The organism is Arachnia sp. (assembly GCF_057238465.1).
The window spans coordinates 91,216-110,420 of the sequence record NZ_DBHHFZ010000011.1; the positions used below are offsets into that span (position 1 = coordinate 91,216).

General features: G+C 66.9%; 15 protein-coding genes and 3 tRNA genes. 13 read left to right on the forward strand and 5 right to left on the reverse strand.

The window, feature by feature from the left end:
• Nucleotides 1-98: 98 nt before the first annotated feature.
• From ACO6D6_RS12130 to ACO6D6_RS12145, 4 genes are all read left to right on the forward strand, one after another.
• On the forward strand, nt 99-1,304 hold the full coding sequence (locus tag ACO6D6_RS12130) for a sugar ABC transporter substrate-binding protein (protein ID WP_484785505.1): 1,206 nt from the start codon (nt 99-101) through the stop codon (nt 1,302-1,304).
• A 58-nt stretch (nt 1,305-1,362) separates the two neighbouring features.
• The gene (locus ACO6D6_RS12135) at nt 1,363-2,934 is read left to right on the forward strand and encodes an ABC transporter permease subunit (protein ID WP_484785506.1); all 1,572 of its coding nucleotides are present in this window, start codon (nt 1,363-1,365) and stop codon (nt 2,932-2,934) included.
• Nucleotides 2,934-3,800, forward strand: coding sequence for a sugar ABC transporter permease (locus ACO6D6_RS12140; protein ID WP_484785507.1), 867 nt, complete (start codon nt 2,934-2,936; stop codon nt 3,798-3,800). Before ACO6D6_RS12135 ends, ACO6D6_RS12140 begins: the two co-directional genes overlap by 1 nt.
• 86 nt (nt 3,801-3,886) lie before the next feature.
• On the forward strand, nt 3,887-5,215 hold the full coding sequence (locus ACO6D6_RS12145) for a M20/M25/M40 family metallo-hydrolase (RefSeq protein ID WP_484785508.1): 1,329 nt from the start codon (nt 3,887-3,889) through the stop codon (nt 5,213-5,215).
• Nucleotides 5,216-5,309: 94 nt separating this feature from the next.
• Here ACO6D6_RS12145 and ACO6D6_RS12150 read toward each other — a convergent pair whose 3' ends face one another.
• On the reverse strand, nt 5,310-5,705 hold the full coding sequence (locus ACO6D6_RS12150; protein ID WP_484785509.1) for an endonuclease domain-containing protein: 396 nt from the start codon (nt 5,703-5,705) through the stop codon (nt 5,310-5,312).
• 635 nt (nt 5,706-6,340) lie between these two features.
• On the opposite strand from ACO6D6_RS12150, the gene purF reads away from it, so the two are divergent.
• Together purF and purM are read left to right on the forward strand one after the other, a co-directional pair.
• A complete protein-coding gene (purF, locus tag ACO6D6_RS12155; RefSeq protein ID WP_484785510.1) occupies nt 6,341-7,804 on the forward strand; it encodes an amidophosphoribosyltransferase in 1,464 nt (487 codons plus the stop codon).
• Entirely contained in the window at nt 7,801-8,841 is a 1,041-nt protein-coding gene (gene purM, locus ACO6D6_RS12160) for a phosphoribosylformylglycinamidine cyclo-ligase (protein ID WP_484785511.1), read from the forward strand. The genes purF and purM overlap by 4 nt, the downstream gene beginning before the upstream one ends.
• 283 nt (nt 8,842-9,124) lie before the next feature.
• On the opposite strand, the gene ACO6D6_RS12165 is transcribed toward purM, so the two are convergent.
• On the reverse strand, nt 9,125-11,332 hold the full coding sequence (locus tag ACO6D6_RS12165; RefSeq protein WP_484785512.1) for an NADP-dependent isocitrate dehydrogenase: 2,208 nt from the start codon (nt 11,330-11,332) through the stop codon (nt 9,125-9,127).
• Nucleotides 11,333-11,483: 151 nt separating this feature from the next.
• On the opposite strand from ACO6D6_RS12165, the gene ACO6D6_RS12170 reads away from it, so the two are divergent.
• From ACO6D6_RS12170 to ACO6D6_RS12180, 3 genes are all read left to right on the forward strand, one after another.
• Complete coding sequence (locus tag ACO6D6_RS12170; RefSeq protein ID WP_484785513.1) at nt 11,484-11,696, forward strand: DUF3073 domain-containing protein; 213 nt, start codon at nt 11,484-11,486, stop codon at nt 11,694-11,696.
• A 9-nt stretch (nt 11,697-11,705) separates the two neighbouring features.
• Complete coding sequence (locus ACO6D6_RS12175; RefSeq protein WP_484785514.1) at nt 11,706-12,662, forward strand: alpha/beta hydrolase; 957 nt, start codon at nt 11,706-11,708, stop codon at nt 12,660-12,662.
• 112 nt (nt 12,663-12,774) lie between these two features.
• The gene (locus ACO6D6_RS12180; protein WP_484785515.1) at nt 12,775-14,433 is read left to right on the forward strand and encodes an alpha/beta hydrolase; all 1,659 of its coding nucleotides are present in this window, start codon (nt 12,775-12,777) and stop codon (nt 14,431-14,433) included.
• Nucleotides 14,434-14,571: 138 nt separating this feature from the next.
• Here ACO6D6_RS12180 and ACO6D6_RS12185 read toward each other — a convergent pair whose 3' ends face one another.
• Nucleotides 14,572-14,751: a DUF6767 domain-containing protein gene (locus ACO6D6_RS12185; protein WP_484785516.1), complete on the reverse strand. Its 180-nt coding sequence runs from the start codon at nt 14,749-14,751 to the stop codon at nt 14,572-14,574.
• A 256-nt stretch (nt 14,752-15,007) separates the two neighbouring features.
• Here ACO6D6_RS12185 and ACO6D6_RS12190 point away from each other — a divergent pair.
• From ACO6D6_RS12190 to ACO6D6_RS12200, 3 genes are all read left to right on the forward strand, one after another.
• Nucleotides 15,008-15,083, forward strand: a tRNA-Glu gene (locus ACO6D6_RS12190).
• A gap of 123 nt (nt 15,084-15,206) precedes the next feature.
• Nucleotides 15,207-15,280 (forward strand) — tRNA-Asp (locus tag ACO6D6_RS12195).
• Nucleotides 15,281-15,305: 25 nt separating this feature from the next.
• Nucleotides 15,306-15,379: transfer RNA gene (locus tag ACO6D6_RS12200), tRNA-Phe, on the forward strand.
• Nucleotides 15,380-15,724: 345 nt separating this feature from the next.
• On the opposite strand, the gene ACO6D6_RS12205 is transcribed toward ACO6D6_RS12200, so the two are convergent.
• Both ACO6D6_RS12205 and pgi read right to left on the reverse strand, forming a co-directional pair.
• The gene (locus tag ACO6D6_RS12205; RefSeq protein WP_484785517.1) at nt 15,725-16,414 is read right to left on the reverse strand and encodes a SanA/YdcF family protein; all 690 of its coding nucleotides are present in this window, start codon (nt 16,412-16,414) and stop codon (nt 15,725-15,727) included.
• Nucleotides 16,411-18,084 carry a glucose-6-phosphate isomerase gene (pgi, locus tag ACO6D6_RS12210; RefSeq protein WP_484785518.1) on the reverse strand — a complete coding sequence of 558 codons (1,674 nt, stop codon included), beginning with the start codon at nt 18,082-18,084 and terminating at the stop codon, nt 16,411-16,413. The genes ACO6D6_RS12205 and pgi overlap by 4 nt, the downstream gene beginning before the upstream one ends.
• Nucleotides 18,085-18,347: 263 nt before the next feature.
• On the opposite strand from pgi, the gene ACO6D6_RS12215 reads away from it, so the two are divergent.
• Complete coding sequence (locus tag ACO6D6_RS12215; RefSeq protein WP_484785519.1) at nt 18,348-19,088, forward strand: MOSC domain-containing protein; 741 nt, start codon at nt 18,348-18,350, stop codon at nt 19,086-19,088.
• Nucleotides 19,089-19,205 lie beyond the last annotated feature (117 nt).

Here is a 19,205-nt window from a genome sequence, read left to right on the forward strand (position 1 = left end):
CTGAAAAATTGCTGCAATCGTGCAGAGATTTTGTTAGCGTCTGCGTAGCAGAACCATGGGTCGGCGTCGAAGCCGGCCCTGCAGAACAGGAGAACCACATGAGCAAGCGCCTGCTCGCACTGGCGGCCACCGGCTTGGTCTTCGCCCTGACCGCCTGCGGCTCCGCAAGCAACACCACCCCTAACAGTTCCTCCGGCGGTTCCCAGGCCTCCGGAACCCTCACCCTGTGGACCGACGAGACCCGCATCGAGGGGTTCAACGCCATCGGTGAAGCCTTCCAGAAGGCCACCGGGGTCAAACTGGAGGTGGTGCAGAAACCGACCGATGACGTCCGGACGGACTTCATCGCCCAAGCCCCCTCCGGGGCCGGCCCCGACCTGATCGTCGGCGCCAACGACTGGATCGGCAGCTTGGTCAAGAACGGCGTCGTCGCGCCCGTCGAGCTCGGCGACAAGGCAGATGGTTTCTCCGATGCCGCGAAGAAGGCCTTCACCAGCGACGGAACCCTCTACGGCGTTCCCTACGCGGTGGAGAACATCGCACTGGTGCGCAACAACAACCTCGCCAAGGACACCCCGGCCACCTTCGACGAGCTCATCGCCCAGGGCAAGCAGCTCACCCCGGGCCACCCCGTGCTGATCCAGCAGGGCGACAAGGGAGACGCCTACCACCTGTACCCGGTGCAGAGCTCCTTCGGTGCCCCGCTGTTCAAACCCGACACCACCGAGATCGGCATGAAGGGTGAGGCCGGCGAGAAGTTCGCCGCCTACATCAAGAAACTCACCGACGAGGGTGTGCTGTCCGAGTCCATCGGTGGGGATCAGGCCAAGCAGGCCTTCCTCGACGGCAAGTCCCCCTACATCATCACCGGACCCTGGTGGACCGGTGAGTTCACCAAGGCCGGGCTCGACATCTCGGTGCTTCCCGTGCCCTCCGCGGGTGGCCAGCCAGCCGCCCCATTCGTCGGGGTGCAGGGCGTCTACCTGTCGTCGCACTCCAAGAACGCGCTGCTGGCCAACCAGTTCCTCGACTACATGGCCGGTGACGAGGCGCAGAAGATCCTGCAGGAGAAGGGCGGGCGCCTGCCCGCGCTGAAGTCCGCCGCGGCGGCCGTCACCGACCCGGTCCTCAAGGGCTTCGAGGCCGCCGGTGAGAACGGCCAGGCCCTGCCCGCCATCACCGGCATGGATGCGGTCTGGAGTCACTGGGGTTCCGCCGAACTCAGCATCCTCCGCGGGGAGGATCCCGTGACCACCTGGCAGCAGATGATCTCCAACGTCGAGGACGCGCTCGCCAAGGGCTGATCGGTGTTCCACGCGGGGGCTCCCCGGGCCCCCGCGTGGTTTCCGGTCTGGAAACAACATGAAAGAAAGAACCGATTCCGCGGAGCCGCGGCTGTCCCATGCCCGCGACTACAAACGTCCCGGCTTCTACGCGAAGCTGGTCCTGATGGCCCTGGTCAACGCCTTCGGGCTGTACGGCATCATGGTTTCAATTCCCCAACGGCAATGGTTCGTGCTGGGGTTCCTCGTCGTGGCGCTGCTCGTCGCCGACTACGTCTACTTCTCCAAGCGGGCGATCCCCGCCAAGTACCTGCTGCCCGGCCTGGTCTTCCTGCTCGTCTACCAGGTCTACGTGATGGGTTCCACCGCCTGGGTGGCGTTCACCAACTACGGTGACGGTCACAACGACTCCAAACAGCCCGCCATCACCCAGATCCTCAAGACCTCCGACCGCAGGGTCGAGGGCACCTCGACCTACCCCGTGACCATCGTCGAGAAGGACGGCGAGCTTGGATTCGCGGTGGTGCGTGACGGCCACGCCGAGGTCGGAACCCAGAACACTCCTCTCGCGGAGGTGCAGGGAGCGGTTGTCGCCGGCACCAGGGTGACGGAGGTGCCCGGGTGGAACCTGCTGTCGCCGGCCGATGTGCAGGCCCGGCAGCAGAATGTGCTGGAGTTGCGCGTCAACCTCAGTGATGACCCCACCCAAGGCTGGTTGCGCACCGACAACGCGTCCTTCGCCTATGTCGCGAAATCGGCGCTGACCTACGACGCCGCGGCCGACACCTTCACCGACCCCGACGGGAAGGTCTATCACGCCGACGAGTCCGTGGGGGCCTTCGTCGCAAGCGACGGGTCGCAGCTCACCCCGGGCTGGCGGGTGTTCGTCGGGACCAAGAACTTCACCGAGGTCTTCAACGACTCGCGGCTGACGGGTCCCTTCCTCGGCATCACGGCCTGGACCTTCGCCTTCTCGATTCTCTCCGTGCTCACCACCTTCGCCCTCGGGCTGGCCCTGGCCGTGATCTACAACGACAAACGGGTCAGGGGACGCACCTTCTACCGCGCGATCTTCCTGCTGCCCTACGCCTTCCCCGCGTTCCTGGCGGCGCTGACCTGGAAGGGCATGCTCAACAAGGAGTTCGGGATCATCAACCAGCTCCTGGGTGGGGCCGACATCGCGTGGCTGTCCGATGGAAGCATGGCGAAACTCGCCATCCTGGGGGTCAACCTGTGGCTCGGATTCCCATACATGTTCCTGGTCAGCACCGGGGCGTTGCAGGCGATCCCGGCCGAACTGACCGAGGCCGCCATCATGGACGGGGCGGGTGCCTGGCGAAGGTTCCGCAACATCACGCTGCCGATGCTCATGGTCTCCCTCGCGCCGCTGCTGATCGCCAGCTTCGCGTTCAACTTCAACAACTTCTCCCTGATCTACATGCTCACCGGTGGCGGCCCGAACTATTCCGGTGCTCCGGTGCTGATCGGTGAGACCGACATCCTGATCTCGATGGTCTACTCCATAGCCTTCGAGTCGGGAGGCAAGCAGTACGGCCTGGCGTCCGCGTTGTCCCTGCTCATCTTCGTGGTGGTCGGGGTCATCGCCTGGCTCGGATTCCGGCAGACCCGCAAGCTCGAGGAGATCATGTGATGAACGACAACGTCACCCTCAAGGGCGCCCGCTGGTGGAAGGAAGTGGGCTGGAAACACATCCTCGCCGTGGTGCTGATGATCTACTGCATCTTCCCGCTGCTATACGTGCTGTCGGCATCGCTCAACCCGGGAGGCACGATCAGCGGTTCCAGTGAACTGTTCCGCACGGTCTCGACGGAGAACTACGCCACGCTGTTCGGCACCAATTTCCCGCGCTGGATGTTGCAGTCGTTCGTGGTCAGCACCACGACCGCGATCGGAACGGTGCTGATGGCGGCGTCCGCGGCCTACGCGTTCAGCCGTTACCGGTTCAAGGGGCGTCGTGGCGGGCTCACGGCTCTCATGCTGGTCCAGATGTTCCCGCAGATGCTGGCCTTCGTCGCGATCTTCCTGCTGCTGCTGATGCTGCGCGACATCTACCCGGTGCTGGGGCTCAACTCGGCCCTCGGGTTGATCGCCGTCTACCTCGGAGGGGCGCTCGGCGGCAACACGTTCCTGATCTACGGGTTCTTCAACACCATCCCGAAGGAGCTGGACGAGGCGGCCCGCATCGACGGCGCCACCCACGCCCAGATCTTCTGGGGGGTCATCGTGCGGCTGGTGACCCCGATCCTCGTGGTCGTCGGCCTGCTGTCCTTCGTCAGCAGCTACGGCGAATTCATTCTCGCCAAGGTCGTGCTGCAGAGTCCGGAGGACTACACCCTGGCGGTCGGCATGTACGTGTGGGCATCCGACGAACGAAACGCCCCGTGGTCGCTGTTCGCGGCGGGCGCGGTGGTCGCGGCCATCCCGATCATCCTGTTGTTCATGTACCTGCAGAAGTACATCGTCGCCGGACTGACCGCGGGCGCGGTCAAGGGCTGAGGTCCCGGGGAGGCTCCACGGACGGCAACATCGGCAGGGATCGACGTCATCGATCCCTGCCGATGTGCTCTCTGTAGGGTGAAGGCATGACCAATCTCGCCTGGAACGTCGAGAGGGCGCTGCCCTCCGCCATCGCCGACCTGCACAGACTCATCTCCATCCCGTCGATCTCCTCGATGCCGGAACACGACGCCGACGTCGCCGCCTGCGCCGATGCGGTCTCCGGGTTGTTCCGGGACCTCGGGGCCTCGGAGGTGAAACTCCTCGACGGCGGCGGGAAACCGGCGGTGTGGGCGAACTTTCCCGGGCCTGAGGGGACGCCGACGGTGTTGCTGTACGCCCACTACGACATCCAGCCCGCCGGCGACGCCGACGCCTGGACCTCCCCGGCATTCGAACCGACGGAACGCGGCGGCAGGCTGTACGCGCGCGGATCGGCCGACGACAAGGGTGGGGTCGCGCTGCACCTGGCGGCGCTGCGGGTTTTCAACGGCAAACCGCCGGTCGGGGTGAAGGTGTTCATCGAGGGCGAGGAGGAGATCGGGTCGCCGACGATGCCGACGCTGCTAGACCGCTACCGCGACGAACTGGCCGCCGATGTCTACGTCGTCGCCGACTCCGTCAACTGGGAGGTCGGAAAGCCGTCGCTCACCACGTCGCTGCGCGGTGTGGCGGACTGCCAGGTCACTGTCTCAACCCTGGCGGAGGGGCTGCACTCGGGGCAGTTCGGCGGGGTGGTGCCGGACGCTTTGACCGCGCTGTGCCGAGTTTTGGCGACCCTGCACGACGAGGCCGGGAATGTCGCGATCGAGGGTCTCGTCTCGGGGCCCGGACCCGACCTCGACTACCCCGAGGACCGGTTGCTGGAGGAAACCGGGCTGCTCGAGGGGGTTTCACAGATCGGCGACGGGTCGGTGGTGGAACGGATGTGGTTCAAACCCTCCGCCTCGGTGCTGGCCATCGACGCCACCCCCGTGGCGAAGGCATCCAACACCCTGATCCCGTCGGCCCGTGCCAAGGTGAGCGTGCGCCTGGTACCCGGGCAGGATCCGGTGGCCGCGGCGAAGGCCCTGGAGGATCACCTGCGCAAGAACGCGCCCTGGGGCGCACACGTTGACGTCGCTGCGGGGCAGTGCGGGGCGCCCAGCCGGATCACCCTCGACGGGCCGCGCGCCGAGGCCGCGAAGGCCGCTTTCCGGGAGGCTTTCGGGGTTGAGGCCGTGGAGATCGGCTGCGGGGGATCGATCCCGATCGTCGCCGAGTTCGCCGACCGGAATCCCGGAGCCCTGGTGCTGGTGACCGCCGTCACCGACCCGAACTCGCGGATGCACGGCATCGACGAGTCGCTGGACCTCGGTGACTTCGCCAAGGCGGCCCTGGCGGAGACCCTGCTGCTGAACAATCTCGCGGGCTGACCCGACACAACCCGGTTGCGCAGCACTCAACTCATAATTTCGGCCCCTGCGGGGAATTTTCCGGGTTGAGTGCTGCGCAACCGGGTTTCGTCTTTCATCTCAACCGTGCCAGCGCCCGCTTCGTCTCGGGAACCAGGCGATCCAAGCTCTGGGTGGTGAAGCGCAGAATGGTCCAACCGCCCAGTACCAGGCGATTCTGCCGGACGCGGTCCGCGACGAAACAGAGGTGGTTGCCGTGGTGCTGCCAACCATCCATTTCCAAGGCGAGCCGGGCGCCCGGGAAAGCGATGTCAAGGAAATGGACCAAACCATCCAGCAGCACCCGGTGATTCGTCCTCCAGCCCTTCAAACCGGCTCGCCGGAGTCGCTGATGGGCCTCGAGTTCCAGGGGAGACCAAGGGTTGTCCCTCGCGGCTGACAGCAGGACGTTGCGGACGAGGTTTCCCGAGGCTCGGGGTATCTGCTCCAGGGTGGTTCGGATGCGCGCCACAGTGGTCACTCCGCGTCTCAATGCCTCACACATGGGGTTGGCGTCCCCGCCGTCAAGCATTCCGAGCACCGACAACTCAGGGGTGACGACTCTCGTGTCGCCCAGCTCTTCCGTGAGTGAGGCCGGGATCCTCAGACGCCTGCACCTGATCCAGGGCGGGGGGTTCCGAGGCGGAGGGGAGGCCAATTCCACCCGGTCAGGTTTGAGTTCCGGCCACCATGTGAGGGCCGCGGCCGTGGCTCCGACCAGAATCGCTCTGGGATTCCAGGAAACGGCGGCTCTGACCAGCAGGAAGAAGTCGGGTTCTTGATCCGCCCAGCAGGAGACCCGTGCAGAAGCGGGGTGAGTTGACCGGAGCGAATGAGATGGTCGATGTGATTACGAAGATGCGGGTGGTCTCTGCGCGCCACTATGGGCAGATGAGCCAGTGGGGATTTCATACTCCCACCATGGGAACGGCAGAACCGTCACCCATCGTTTTCCACAGGACGGCTCTACTTCGCGAACCCCCGGTTGCGCAGCACTCAACCCGGATTCTCGGCCCCGGCGGGGGATTTCTCGGGTTGAGTGCTGCGCAACCGTGACTCGTGGACCAGAAGACCCTCCTACCGGCGGGCCCGCGATAAGCTGAGCCGGTGCTCCGACCTGATGGCCGACTATCGCTTGATCTCGATCCCATCGATCACGGCCCGAAGGACGCCTGCGGCGTCTTCGGGGTCTTTGCTCCATCCGAGGACGTGGCCCAGCTGACCTACTACGGGCTCTTCGCGCTCCAGCACCGCGGGCAGGAATCCGCCGGCATCGCGGTCTCCACGGGGGAACGGATCACCGTGTTCAAGGACATGGGACTGGTTTCCCAGGTCTTCGACGAGGCGACCCTCACCTCCCTGCGCGGGCGGCTCGGCATCGGCCACACCCGCTACTCCACCACCGGCGCCTCGGTGTGGCACAACGCCCAGCCGACCTTCCGCGCCACCCACGTCGGTGGCCTGGCGCTGGCCCACAACGGAAACCTCACCAACACCCACGAACTGGAGTCCTGGCTCCGCGAGCTCGACCCCGACCAGCAGGTCCCCGAGAAGAAGACCATGGACTCCACCAACGACACCTCGCTGGTGACCGCGCTGATGTCCTCCTTCGGGACCGAACCGATCGAGCAGGTCGCCATGAAGGTGCTGCCCAAGCTGCGGGGGGCTTTCTGTCTGACCTTCATCAATGAGAAGACGCTGTTCGCCGCCCGCGACCCGCAGGGCGTGCGTCCCCTCGTCCTGGGACGGCTCGCCACCGGCTGGGTGGTGGCATCCGAGACCGCAGCCCTGGACATCGTGGGGGCCAGTTTCGTCCGGGAGGTTGAACCCGGAGAGTTCATCGCCATCGACGAGGCGGGGCTGCGCAGCCAGCGTTTCGCCGAGGCCAAGCCGAAGGGTTGCCTGTTCGAGTACGTCTACCTGGCCCGCCCCGACACCACCATCGCGGGACGCAGCGTCCACGCCACGCGCGTCGAGATCGGCCGTATCCTCGCCCGCGAACACCCCGTCGAGGCCGACCTGGTGATCCCCACCCCCGACTCCGGCACCCCCTCGGCCGTCGGATACGCGGAGGCCTCCGGCATCCCGTTCGGCCTCGGACTGGTGAAGAACGCCTACGTGGGTCGCACGTTCATCCAACCCAGCCAGACCATCCGGCAGCTCGGCATCCGGTTGAAACTGAACCCGCTGAAGGAGGTCATCGCGGGCAAACGACTCGTGGTGGTCGACGACTCCATCGTCCGCGGCAACACCCAGCGGGCCCTGGTGCGCATGCTCCGCGAGGCCGGGGCGAGTCAGGTGCACGTGCGCATCTCCTCGCCGCCCGTGGAGTGGCCCTGCTTCTACGGCATCGACTTCGCCACCCGCGCCGAGCTGATCGCGCCCGGGCTGGGGGTCGACGAGATCTGCCGGTCGCTGGGGGCCGATTCCCTGGGTTACATCTCCCTCGACGCCCTCACCGAGGCCACCCACCGTCCCGCCACCGATCTGTGCCGTGCCTGTTTCGACGGCCGCTACCCGATAGCGGTCCCGAAGGGCCAGGCCGAGTTGCTTCACCTGGAGGAGAAATGAGCCAGTCCGCCTACGCCGCCGCCGGAGTCGACATTGAGGCCGGTGACCGCGCCGTCGAACTCATGAAGGCATCCGTGGCCCGCACCCGCCGACCCGAGGTGCTGGGCGGGCTCGGTGGTTTCGCCGGGTTCTTCGACGCCTCGGCGTTGAAGGGATACACCCATCCGGTGCTGGCGACCTCCACCGACGGGGTGGGCACGAAGGTCGCCATCGCCCAGGCCCTCGACCGCCACGACACCATCGGCTTCGACCTGGTCGGCATGCTCGTTGACGATCTGGTGGTCTGCGGCGCCGAACCGCTGTTCGTCACCGACTACATCGCCTGCGGCAGGGTGGTTCCCGAACGGATCGCCGCCATCGTCTCGGGCATCGCCGACGCCTGTGTCGCGGCGGGTTGCTCCCTGGTCGGCGGGGAAACCGCCGAACACCCCGGGCTGCTCGGCCCTGAGGAGTACGACGTCGCGGGCGCGACCACCGGGGTCGTGGAACGCGACGCCATCCTCGGTGCCGACCGCGTCGAGGCCGGGGACATTGTGCTGGCGATGGCCTCCTCCGGGCTGCACTCCAACGGCTACTCACTGGTGCGGCACGTGCTGCTGGAACAGGCCGGTTGGCGGCTGGACAGGCACGTCGACGAACTGGGCCGCACCCTCGGTGAGGAGCTGCTGACCCCGACCAGGGTCTACGCCCTCGATGTCCTCGCGCTGATCCGCGAGGTGGAGTGCCACGCCTTTAGCCACATCACGGGCGGCGGGCTGGCCAACAACCTGGCGCGCGTGATCCCGGCGGGTCGGAGGGCCCGGCTGGAACGCGACTCCTGGAGCCCGCCCGCGATCTTCCGGCTCGTGCAGCAGGTGGGCCGGGTCTCGCAGGCCGACATCGAGGCCACCCTCAACATGGGCGTCGGCATGGTCGCGATCCTGCCCGAGACCAGCGTGGACGCAGCCGTCACGCTGCTGGGGTCGCGGGGAATCGACGCCTGGGTGCTGGGACGCATCGAGGCCCACGACGGCCCCGGTGTCGCCGAACTCACCTGACCCCCATCCCAGCCGCTTCCGTAGGGACGGAAGTCGATTGAGCCTGCCTGCGAGCGTCAGCGAGTGGGCCGTGTCGAAACCAGGCGGGGTGGTCTGGTTTGCTTTTCGGTCGTGGGGTGGTTTCGACTCGGGTCGCTCGTTCCTCGCTCCCCGGCTCAACCGGCTTGGGGAGGGGGTGCTCGCGACCCGGCTCAACCGGCTTTGTCCTTGTGGGAGTTGGTTGAGCCGGCCTGCGAGCGTCAGCGAGTGGGCCGTGTCGAAACCACCCCTTGCTCGGTGCCTCTCAGAGGCCGTCGATGATGGCGTTGAAGGTGGGGGAGGGGCGCATCACCGCCGAGGCGAGGGTTTCGTCGGGCAGGTAGTAGCCGCCGATGTCGGCGGGGGAGCCCTGCACCGCGATCAGCTCCGAGGTGATCGCGTCCTCGGCCTCCACGAGGGCTGTGGCGACGGGACCGAAGGCAACCGCCAGGCCGGTGTTCTCGTGCTGGTTGGCCAGTTCCTCAGCCCAGAACCGGGCCAGCCAGTAGTGCGACCCGCGGTTGTCGGTGCCGCCCAGTTTCCGCGTCGGTGACCTGTCCTCGGCCAGGAACCGCCCGTTCGCGCGGTCGAGGGTGCTGGCCAACACCGCGGCCTTCGCGTTGCCCTTGGAGGCCAGGTGCTCCAGCGACGCGGCCAACGCCAGGAACTCGCCCAGCGAATCCCAACGCAGGTAGTTCTCCGCGAGGAGCTGCTGCACATGTTTCGGGGCGGAACCGCCCGCGCCGGTCTCGAACAGCCCGCCACCAGCCATCAACGGCACGATGGAGAGCATCTTCGCCGAGGTTCCCAGCTCCAGGATGGGGAACAGATCTGTGAGGTAGTCGCGCAGGACGTTGCCGGTCACCGAGATGGTGTTCTCGCCGCGTCGGATGCGTTCGACGGTGAACCGGGTGGCCTCGACGGGTGAGAGGACACGGATGTCCAGGCCATCGGTGTCCTGTTCGGCCAGGTAGGTCTTCACCTTGAGCAGCAGGTTGCGGTCGTGGGCGCGGGTCTCGTCCAGCCAGAACACGGCGGGCCAGCCGGTCGCGCGGGCCCGGGTCACGGCCAGTCCCACCCAGTCGCGGATGGCGGCGTCCTTGGTCTGGCAGGCCCGCCAGATGTCGCCCGCGGTGACGTCGTGGCGCAGCAGCGCGTCCCCGGCCGAGTTCACGACCTCGACGCGGCCGTCGCGTTCGATGTGGAAGGTCTTGTCGTGGGAGCCGTACTCCTCGGCCTGCTGCGCCATCAACCCGACGTTGGGGACGGTTCCCATGGTGCGTGGATCGTAGGCACCGTTGGCGCGGCAGTCGTCGATCACCGCCTGGTAGATCCCGGCGTAGGAGGAGTCGGGCAGCACCGCGAGGGTGTCGGCCTCCGCGCCGTCGGGTCCCCACATGTGCCCGGAGTTGCGGATCATGGCGGGCATGGAGGCGTCGACGATCACGTCGGAGGGAACGTGCAGGTTGGTGATGCCCCGCCCGGAGTCGACCATCGCCAGGGCGGGTCCTTCTGCCAGGGCGGCCTCAATCCCGGCCCGGATCTCCTCGCCGTCCGGGAGACTTCCCAGGCCCGCGAGGATCGCGCCCAGGCCGTCGTCGGGGGACAGGCCCGCGGCGGCCAGGGCATCGCCGTGGCGTTCCAGGATGGGGCCGATGAAGGCCTTCACGACGTGACCGAAGATGATCGGGTCGGAGACCTTCATCATGGTGGCCTTCAGGTGCACGGAGAACAGCAGACCCTCCCGTTTGGCCGCATCCACCTGCTCGGTCAGGAAATCATCGAGAGCCACCGCGCGCATGACGGTGGCGTCCACGACCTCCCCGGGCAGCACCTCCAGGCCCTCCCGCAGGACGGTTGTGGTGCCGTCGGGGGCGACGTGGCGGATGGTGAGCACGTCGCCGCCGGCCAGCACCGCCGACTGCTCGTTGTGGCGGAAGTCGCCGGAGTTCATGGTGGCGACGCGGGTCCGCGAATCCGGTGTCCAGGCTCCCATCCGGTGCGGATTGGCGCGCGCGTAGTTCTTCACGGACTCGGGTGCGCGGCGGTCGGAATTGCCCTCGCGTAGTACGGGGTTTACAGCGGATCCCTTGATCCGGTCGTAGCGGGATCGGATCTCCCGCTCCTCCGGGGTGGCGGGTTCCTCCGGGTAATCGGGCAGGGGGAAACCCTTGGCCTGGAGCTCCGCTATGGCGGCCCTCAGCTGCGGCGCCGAGGCGGAGATGTTGGGCAACTTGATGATGTTGGCCGAAGGGTCCCTCGTCAGCTCCCCGAGCTCCTCCAGATCGTCGGAAACCCGCTTGTCATCGGGCAGGAAGTCGGGGAAACGCGCCAGGATGCGGGCGGCCAGGGAGATGTCGCGCCCCTCGATGCCGATGCCGGCCAGGCGCCCGTAGGCCTGGAGCACCGGAAGTAGTGAACAGGTGGCCAGCCTGGGGGCTTCGTCGGTGAGGGTGTAGATGATCTTTCCCATCGGGTCTCCTCAGGTCTCAGCGATGCGACTCGGCCAGCCTACCCGGAGGGGAGCTTTGAGCATGTTGGCTGACTCCGGTAGGCTCGTGGTCACGAGTTACTGACAGATTCCGCGGCAAGTCCGCGATGATTGAACGAGGGGGTCGACCCATATGGGGCGCGGCCGTGCAAAGGCGAAGCAGACGAAGGTGGCACGCGATTTGAAGTATCGCTCAGTGGACACCGATTTCGCGTCATTGGAGCGTGAGCTCCGAGGCGAGAAGTACGAGTCCCGGGAGACCACCGACATTCCTGATGCGTACGCAGACCTCGCTGAGCAGTACAACACTGACGACGACTTCGAGGACGAGTACCCGCATCGCTGACCTCCGTCGGTGATTTCCTGGGTTCCGGATGCTGAACTGCCGGGCTACCAGCAGTTCAGCATTCCCCTGCCCGGGGCCCGGACATACCCGGGTGAACCGGAACACGAGGTGGTGGCCACGCTGATCCGGCACGCCGGGCCGGTGTCCTCCCGAGCCGTGCTGTACGTCCACGGGTGGAGCGACTACTTCTACCAGACCCACCTGGCCGAGGCCGTCGAGAGCTGGGGGTACGACTTCTACGCCCTCGACCTGCGCCGCTACGGCAGGTCGCTGCGCGACGGACAGCTCGCCGGCTACACCGCCGACCTCGGCGAGTACCACCAGGAACTGGACGCCGCCATTGAGGTGATCCGCGACGAGGGACACGATCACCTGGTGCTGTTCGGGCACTCGACGGGCGGGCTGGTGGTTTCGTTGTTCGTCAGCGCCCGGCCCGGGGTGGCGGATGCCGTGGTGCTGAACTCGCCGTGGCTGGAGCTGCAGAGCCTCCAGGCCTGGCGTCCCGCCCTCACCGCGGCCTTCAGCGCGGTTGGGACGCTCTCCCCCACCCGGGCGCTTCCCCTGCCCGATCTGGGCTTCTACCGTCGCTCCATCTCCGCAGACGAGGAGGGGGAGTGGCACTACAACCACAACCTCAAAGGGGATCCGGCCTTCCTGCCCCGGGTCGGCTGGATGTCGGCGGTGATGCGTGGACACGCGGAGGTGGCGGCCGGCCTCGGAATCGAGGTCCCGGTGCTGATGCTGATCAGCGCCCGCAGCGACCCCTCCCGAACCTGGAACGACGACATGCACCGCGCGGACCTGGTTCTCGACGTGGAGGCCCTGGCCGCGCGGGCCCCGCAGATCGGCAACCACGTCACCCTCATCCGCATCCTTGACGGCAGGCACGACCTGGTGTTGTCGTTGGAGGAGCCGCGGCTTCGTTTCCTCCACGAGATCCGGCGCTGGCTCGCCACCTACGGCTGACCGGGGCCTGGCCGCACCGAGTTGCCGGCTGGGATCTCAGGGGGTTCTCAGGGGAAGCAGCGATGCCACGGGTTCTCGTAGCGTTCCGAGTGGCTGGCAGCAAGGAGAAGTCATGAGAAAACTGTTTTCGCAACGGTCCTTGGTGGGGCTGGCGGCCATTGCGGCCACTGTGTCGTTGGTCTCCTGCAACGCCGCGGGGAGCAACGGAAGTTCGTCCCCGGTGACATCGCCCACCTCGTCGGCGGCGCCTTCCACACAGCCCAGGTGGCAGCCGGGGGTGCCTGAGATCCCGGTCCCGGAACACGAGACCTGGCCTGCCTTGGAGGGTCGGAACAAGGATCGTCAGATCGACTACAAGGGCAGCGGTGTGCCTTCGGTGGAGCTGCCCGCCGCCCTGGGGGATGACCTCTCGGTGTATGCGCAGCAGACGATCACGTGGGAGACGTGTGCAGAGGACGAGGACATCGAGTGTGCGACCATGAAAGTTCCACTCGACTGGGAGAACCCGGGGAAGGCGTCCTTGGACATCGCATTGACGCGGAAACCATCGGCGAATCCGTCGATGGGGCCGTTGCTCATCAATCCCGGCGGCCCGGGCGGATCGGCGCGTCCCGTCGTCCAACTCCTGCCCGCCGATGCCGTTCCCGGCCATGACCTGGTCGGCTGGGATCCGCGTGGTGTCGGGGAATCCACCCACGTGGAGTGCGGCACCACGGAGCAGACGGATGCCGCCTTCCTGTCCGACAACACCCCTGACGACGAGACCGAGGAACAAGCGAAGCAGGAAGGTTGGAAGGCTTTCGCCAGGCAGTGCCGGGATGCCTCCGGTGAGCTGCTGGATCACCTGAGCACCATCGAGAACGTCCGCGACCTCGACCTGCTTCGGCACCTTCTCGGTGCGGAGAAGCTGAACTACCTCGGCTGGTCCTACGGCACCTTCGTCGGCTCCACCTATGCGGAGTTGTTCCCGGAGCGCACCGGACGGCTGGTTCTCGACTCCGCCGTCGACATCTCCGCCCCCTCACCCGCCCTGCTGGATGTCAGTGGATTCGAGAAGGCCCTGCAGCACTTCGCCGACTGGTGTGCGGGAGAGGGGTCTTGTTCCCTCGGTGAGGATCGCGATGCCGTGCTCAACCGCATCGACACCTTCCTCAAGGGTCTCGACGCGACCCCCGTGGCCGTGGAGGAGCGGAAACTGACGCAGTCGGTGGCGGCTCTCGGACTCGGGGCGGCTCTGTACGGCGCCGAGTCGACCTATCCGCAACTGGCGGCCGCCCTTCAGCATGCCATGGACGGTGACGGAGCGGAGATGCTCGAGTACTTCGACGCCATCACCGGTCATGATGGGATTGGGTGGACGACGTTCACTCACGCCTTTCCGTCCATCTCCTGCGTGGACCATTCCGATCGGGGAGTTGAGGCCGCGGCCGAGGATCTGTCCGATCATGCCGCCGAGGCCCCGGTGTTCGCCGCCAACCTCGGGGTGCTCCCGATGTGCGAGTACTGGACCGCTGATTCCGCGCCCGACCTCAAACTGACCGCGAAGGGGGCCGGTCCCATCCTGGTGATCGGGGCCAGGGTGGACCCCGTGACCCCGCACGACTACTCCGCCGCCATGGCCGCGCAGCTCGAATCCGCCACGCTGCTCACGTGGGAGGGCTCGGGGCACGCGGTCGCTTTCACCAAGGGGAGCACGTGCATCGATGAGGCTGTGGTGAGGTACTTCGTCACCGGCGAGGTTCCGGCCGACGGCACCTCCTGCCCGGCCTGATTTCGTCCATGTGCTGGCTCAACCGGCTTCAGGGAGCAGCACCTGTTGTTTCCGGTCCGGGTCACGGGCCAGGGCGACAAGCTCCGGTGCTGGCTCGCCACCCACGGGCCCCGCGCAGCGTCTGAGAGGGGCCCGCGATCACTTGGCGGTGGCGCGTTTCTCGGTCTTCTTCGCCAGCCACATCTCCCGCATCTCGGGGTCCTCCAGCACGAGACGCACCGTCGGGCAGTTGTGGGGCCCGTCGGCCCCGGGAACGCACAATCCGCAGGGGTCGCCGGGGCGCAACGGGCACATCGGGGTGGCGACTCTTCTGCTCACGAAGATCAAGGCTACTCCCGGGGCTCCGCGGGGTCAGTACCTCGGCCAGACCAGCCAGCCGGTTCCGGCAGGTGCTTCTCGACTGGATCGGTGGCAGCCACCTCGCCGCGCTGAATGGAATCGGCCAGGCTGTGAGCGACGGTTCCGGGGAACACCGGGAACTGGTCCTGGAAAACCCTTTGGGGATGGCCCGAGCATGGTGTTGGGAGGGCTGGTTTGCCCAGACGGCGGATCACCACTATCCTTCTCGGGTCCGGTCCCCATCGTCTAGAGGCCTAGGACTCCGCCCTTTCACGGCGGCAACACGGGTTCGAATCCCGTTGGGGATGCCAGGGAGACTCCTGTCCGGAGTTCCTTGGAACGGGTGGCCAGGCGGTCCTGAACTCCGATTTCCCAAAACCGGGGAGTGCCGCTAGAGTTACCCGGGCTGGTGAGAGCCAGCAGGCCAAGAGATTGGCCCCGTGGCGCAGTTGGTTAGCGCGCCGCCCTGTCACGGCGGAGGTCGCGGGTTCGAGTCCCGTCGGGGTCGCTGGGTGAGCTACAGGCCACCCACCGGCCAGGTAGCTCAGTTGGTAGTAGCGTTCGCCTGAAAAGTGAAAGGTCGCCGGTTCGACCCCGGCCCTGGCCACCCGAGATTCCCCCCCGCAACAGTGCGGGGTTCTTTTTTGTCATCAGGCGAGACGACCCGAGGGGCTCAACCTTCCCCGAAGCCGGGCGTACCAAAACCGTCCCATCGCCAAGCTGGTTGAGCCGGCCTGCTCGCTCTGCGAGCTGGGCGTGTCGAAACCTTGGTGACTTTGTTCGGGGTGTTGGGGTTGGGTTCTACCCGTCGGGTGTGAGTGGTGGTTTCGACTCAGCCGTTCGCTGGCGCTCACGTGCTGGCTCAACCGGCTTGGGGAGGGGTTCGCGTCCCGGCTCAACAGGCTTGGGGAGGGGGCTCGCGCCCCCGCTCAACCGGCTTTGAGGGGACGACTCAGCTGTTCTTCAGCGCGTCCTGGATGGCGGTGCTCGGCGGCGACTGCGTCGCCTTGGCCCCGCGCAGCAGGTCGAGCTGCATCTTCACGTACGCCGGGAACTCGCGCAGCTCCCCTTGGAAATAACGATCCGGCCAGTTCCGCTGGGCCGTCAAGTCACCCACCCCGATGGCGTCGACGCCCAGGGCCCGGCAGGTGGTGATCGTGCGTGGCAGGTGGTAGGCCTGCGAGACCACCGTCATCTCCCGCACCCCGAACACGTCGCGGGCGCGAATGCAGGAGTCGTAGGTGTCGTAGCCCGCGACGTCCTGCACGATCCTGCCCGCGGGGATGCCCTGGGCGATGAGGTAGTCCTCCATCACCTGGGTCTCGTAGTTGCTCTCCGCGGTGTTGGCCCCCGTGACGAGGATCACCTTGCCCCTGCCCGAGTTGAACAGATCGATGGCGACATTCAGGCGGGCCGTCAGGAACCCCGACGGGCGCCCGGGATCGGCTTTCGCGCCCAGCACCATGATCACGTCCCGGGCCGGGACGTGATCACCCGCCGTGTAGATCCGGTCGGCGCTGCCCGAGGCCACCATGAAAACCCCGGACAGGATCGGACCGAGCGTGACGGTCAGGGCCACGGCCGCCGCCACCTCCAGGCGGCGGCGACGTGGTCTGCTCGTCTTCTCCTCGTGCGGGCTCACCGCCGGTTTTCCAGGTACCAGGACACCAGCGCCCGGGTGGATGCGTCCTGCCTGGCCAGGGCGTGGGCGTCGCCGAAGACCGCGGGGGCGATCTCCAGGGCCAGTTTCTTGCCCAGCTCGACACCCCACTGGTCGAAGGAGTCGATGCCCCACACGATCCCCTGCACGAACGTGATGTGCTCGTACAGCGCGATCAGCTGCCCCACCACCGACGGTGTCAGCGCGGGCGCCAGAATCGAGGTGGTGGGCCGGTTACCGGAGAACACCCGCGCCGGCACGATCTCCTCCGGCGTGCCCTCCTCGCGCACCTGCTCCTCGGTCTTCCCGAAGGCCAGCGCCGCGGTCTGGGCGAAGAAGTTCGCCAGGAACATGCCGTGCACATCCACATCGCCGTCCTTGATCGCGTGTGGCGGGTTGGCGACCGCGATGAAGTCGGCGGGGATCAGCTGGGTGCCCTGGTGGATCAGCTGGTAGAAGGCGTGCTGGCCGTTGGTGCCGGGTTCGCCCCAGAACACCTCGCCCGTCTCGCAGGTCACCGGGGAACCGTCCCAGCGCACCGACTTGCCGTTCGACTCCATCGTCAGCTGCTGCAGGTAGGCGGCGAACCGGTGGAGGTACTGTGCGTAGGGCAGCACCGCGTGGCTGGTGGCGCCCAGGAAGTTGACGTACCAGATGTTCAACAACCCCATCAGCAGAGGCACGTTGCGCGACGGCTCGGCCGTGCGGAAATGCTGATCGACGGCGTGGAAACCGGCCAGGAAGTCACGGAAACCGTCGGGACCGATCGCGATCGCCACCGGCAGGCCGACGGCCGAGTCCACCGAGTAGCGGCCGCCCACCCAGTTCCAGAACCCGAAGGCGTTGACCGGGTCGATGCCGAACTCCGCCACCTTGTCCAGTGCGGTGGAAACGGCGACGAAGTGTTTCGCGATGGCTTCGCGGCGGGCCTGCTCGGTGTCCTCGATGGCGCCCTTGGCTACCAGGGCGTCCAGCAGCCAGGTGCGGGCCATGCGGGCGTTGGTGAGGGTCTCCAGGGTGGTGAAGGTCTTGGAGGCGACGATGAACAGCGTGGTCTCGGGATCCAGGTCCGCGGTCTTGACGAAGCAGTCGGTCGGGTCGATGTTCGAGATGAACCGGCACTCCAGGCCCTGCTGCTTGTGGGGCAGCAGCGCCTCATAGACCATCACCGGCCCGAGATCGGAACCTCCGATGCCGATGTTGACCACGGTGCGGATCGGCTTGCCCGTGACCCCCACCCACTCGCCGGAACGCACCTTGTCGGCGAAGGCGAACATCTTGTCCAGCACCTCGTGGACATCCGCGACCACGTCCTGCCCGTCGACCGTCAGCTCCGCGTCGCGGGGCAGCCGCAGCGCGGTGTGCAGCACGGCGCGATCCTCGGTGACGTTGATGTGTTCGCCGCGGAACATCGCGTCCCGGCGGCCGGCGATGTCGGTCTGTTCCGCGAGCCGCAGCAGCGCCGCGACGACTTCGTCGTTGATGAGGTTCTTCGACAGATCGACGTGCAGGTCCCCGACGGTGTGAGTGAAACGGGCGGCCCGTTCCGGGTCGTCGGCGAAGGCCCTGCGAAGATCCAGTTCGGCATTGTCAGCGAGCTCGTCCAGCTCATCCCAGGCAGCAGTGGTGGTGGCGTCAACCGGCTTGATCATGGCTCCAAGCTTAGGTCCTGTAACGGTTTCAGCCGCGACCCCCACCCGGCGGCCAGCGACTTCCTCCAGGTCCCGTTGCCCTCACCGGCGGCGATTGCGCTGCTGTTGTTCGCGCCCGTGGTTCCCGTGCCGGCCGCGAAATCGTTCGCGGGTGGCGAACCCGGAACGCCAACGGCTCGATGGTCGCGGGGCGGCTGACGGCGCTACGTGTTCGCGACTGCCCGGCAGCGGATTTCCGGGGGAGAATGACAACCATGCAGGTGATGAGTCTGGGGTTTGCCGAGGTCAAGGGAACCGCGATCCTGCCGCGCGAGCGCATCCGGATCGGGCCCGACGGGGTGGCGGGCGACCGGAGGTTCGCGGCGGTCGAGGCGGGTGGCGGGGCCGTGCTGAGGACCGTCCGGAATCCGGCGCTGCTGGCCGTGCGTGCCCGGTGTGAAGGGGCAGCGCTGGAGCTGGGGTTCCCGGACTCGTCGCGCGTGACCCAGCCGTTCGAAGTGGGGCGGCGGTGGGAAGCCGACTACTGGGGCAGGCGAGTGGAGGTGGAGGAACTACCCGGCCCCGCAAGCCGGGCCCTGGCCGGGTATCTCGGGCAGGACTGCGTGCTGGCGGGGTTGGTCCGTCCGGGCGGTTTCGTCTTCGGAGCTCCCGTGAGTCTGTGGTTCGCCAGCTCCCTGGCCGAACTGGAGCGACGCATGGGAGGCCCGGTGGATCCGCGTCGTTTCCGACTCACAGTCGGCGTGGATGACCTGGCCGGGCCCGTCGACGAGGAGGCCCTGGTGGGGTCCCGGCTGCGGATCGGGGAGGTGGAGGTGCTGGTGGAGGAGTGGATCGGGCGCTGTCCCGTCGTGAACCTGCACCCGGAACACCCGGGAGGGGAGGCAGACGTGCTGGCGGCCCTCGCCGACTATCGGACCCGCGAGGGCAAGATCTGCTGGGGAGTTGCGGGCCGCGCCCTGAACGAAGGTGTCGTGGCGGTCGGTGACGGGGTGGCGCTCATCTGAGCTGTGCAGGTCAGGGTCCTCAGAAACCACGCACAGGGACGGCTCACGCGATTCCGCCTAACTGATTGAGCCGAGCCCTTTCCAAGCTGGTCGTGTCGAGACATCCCGCCTGAAGTT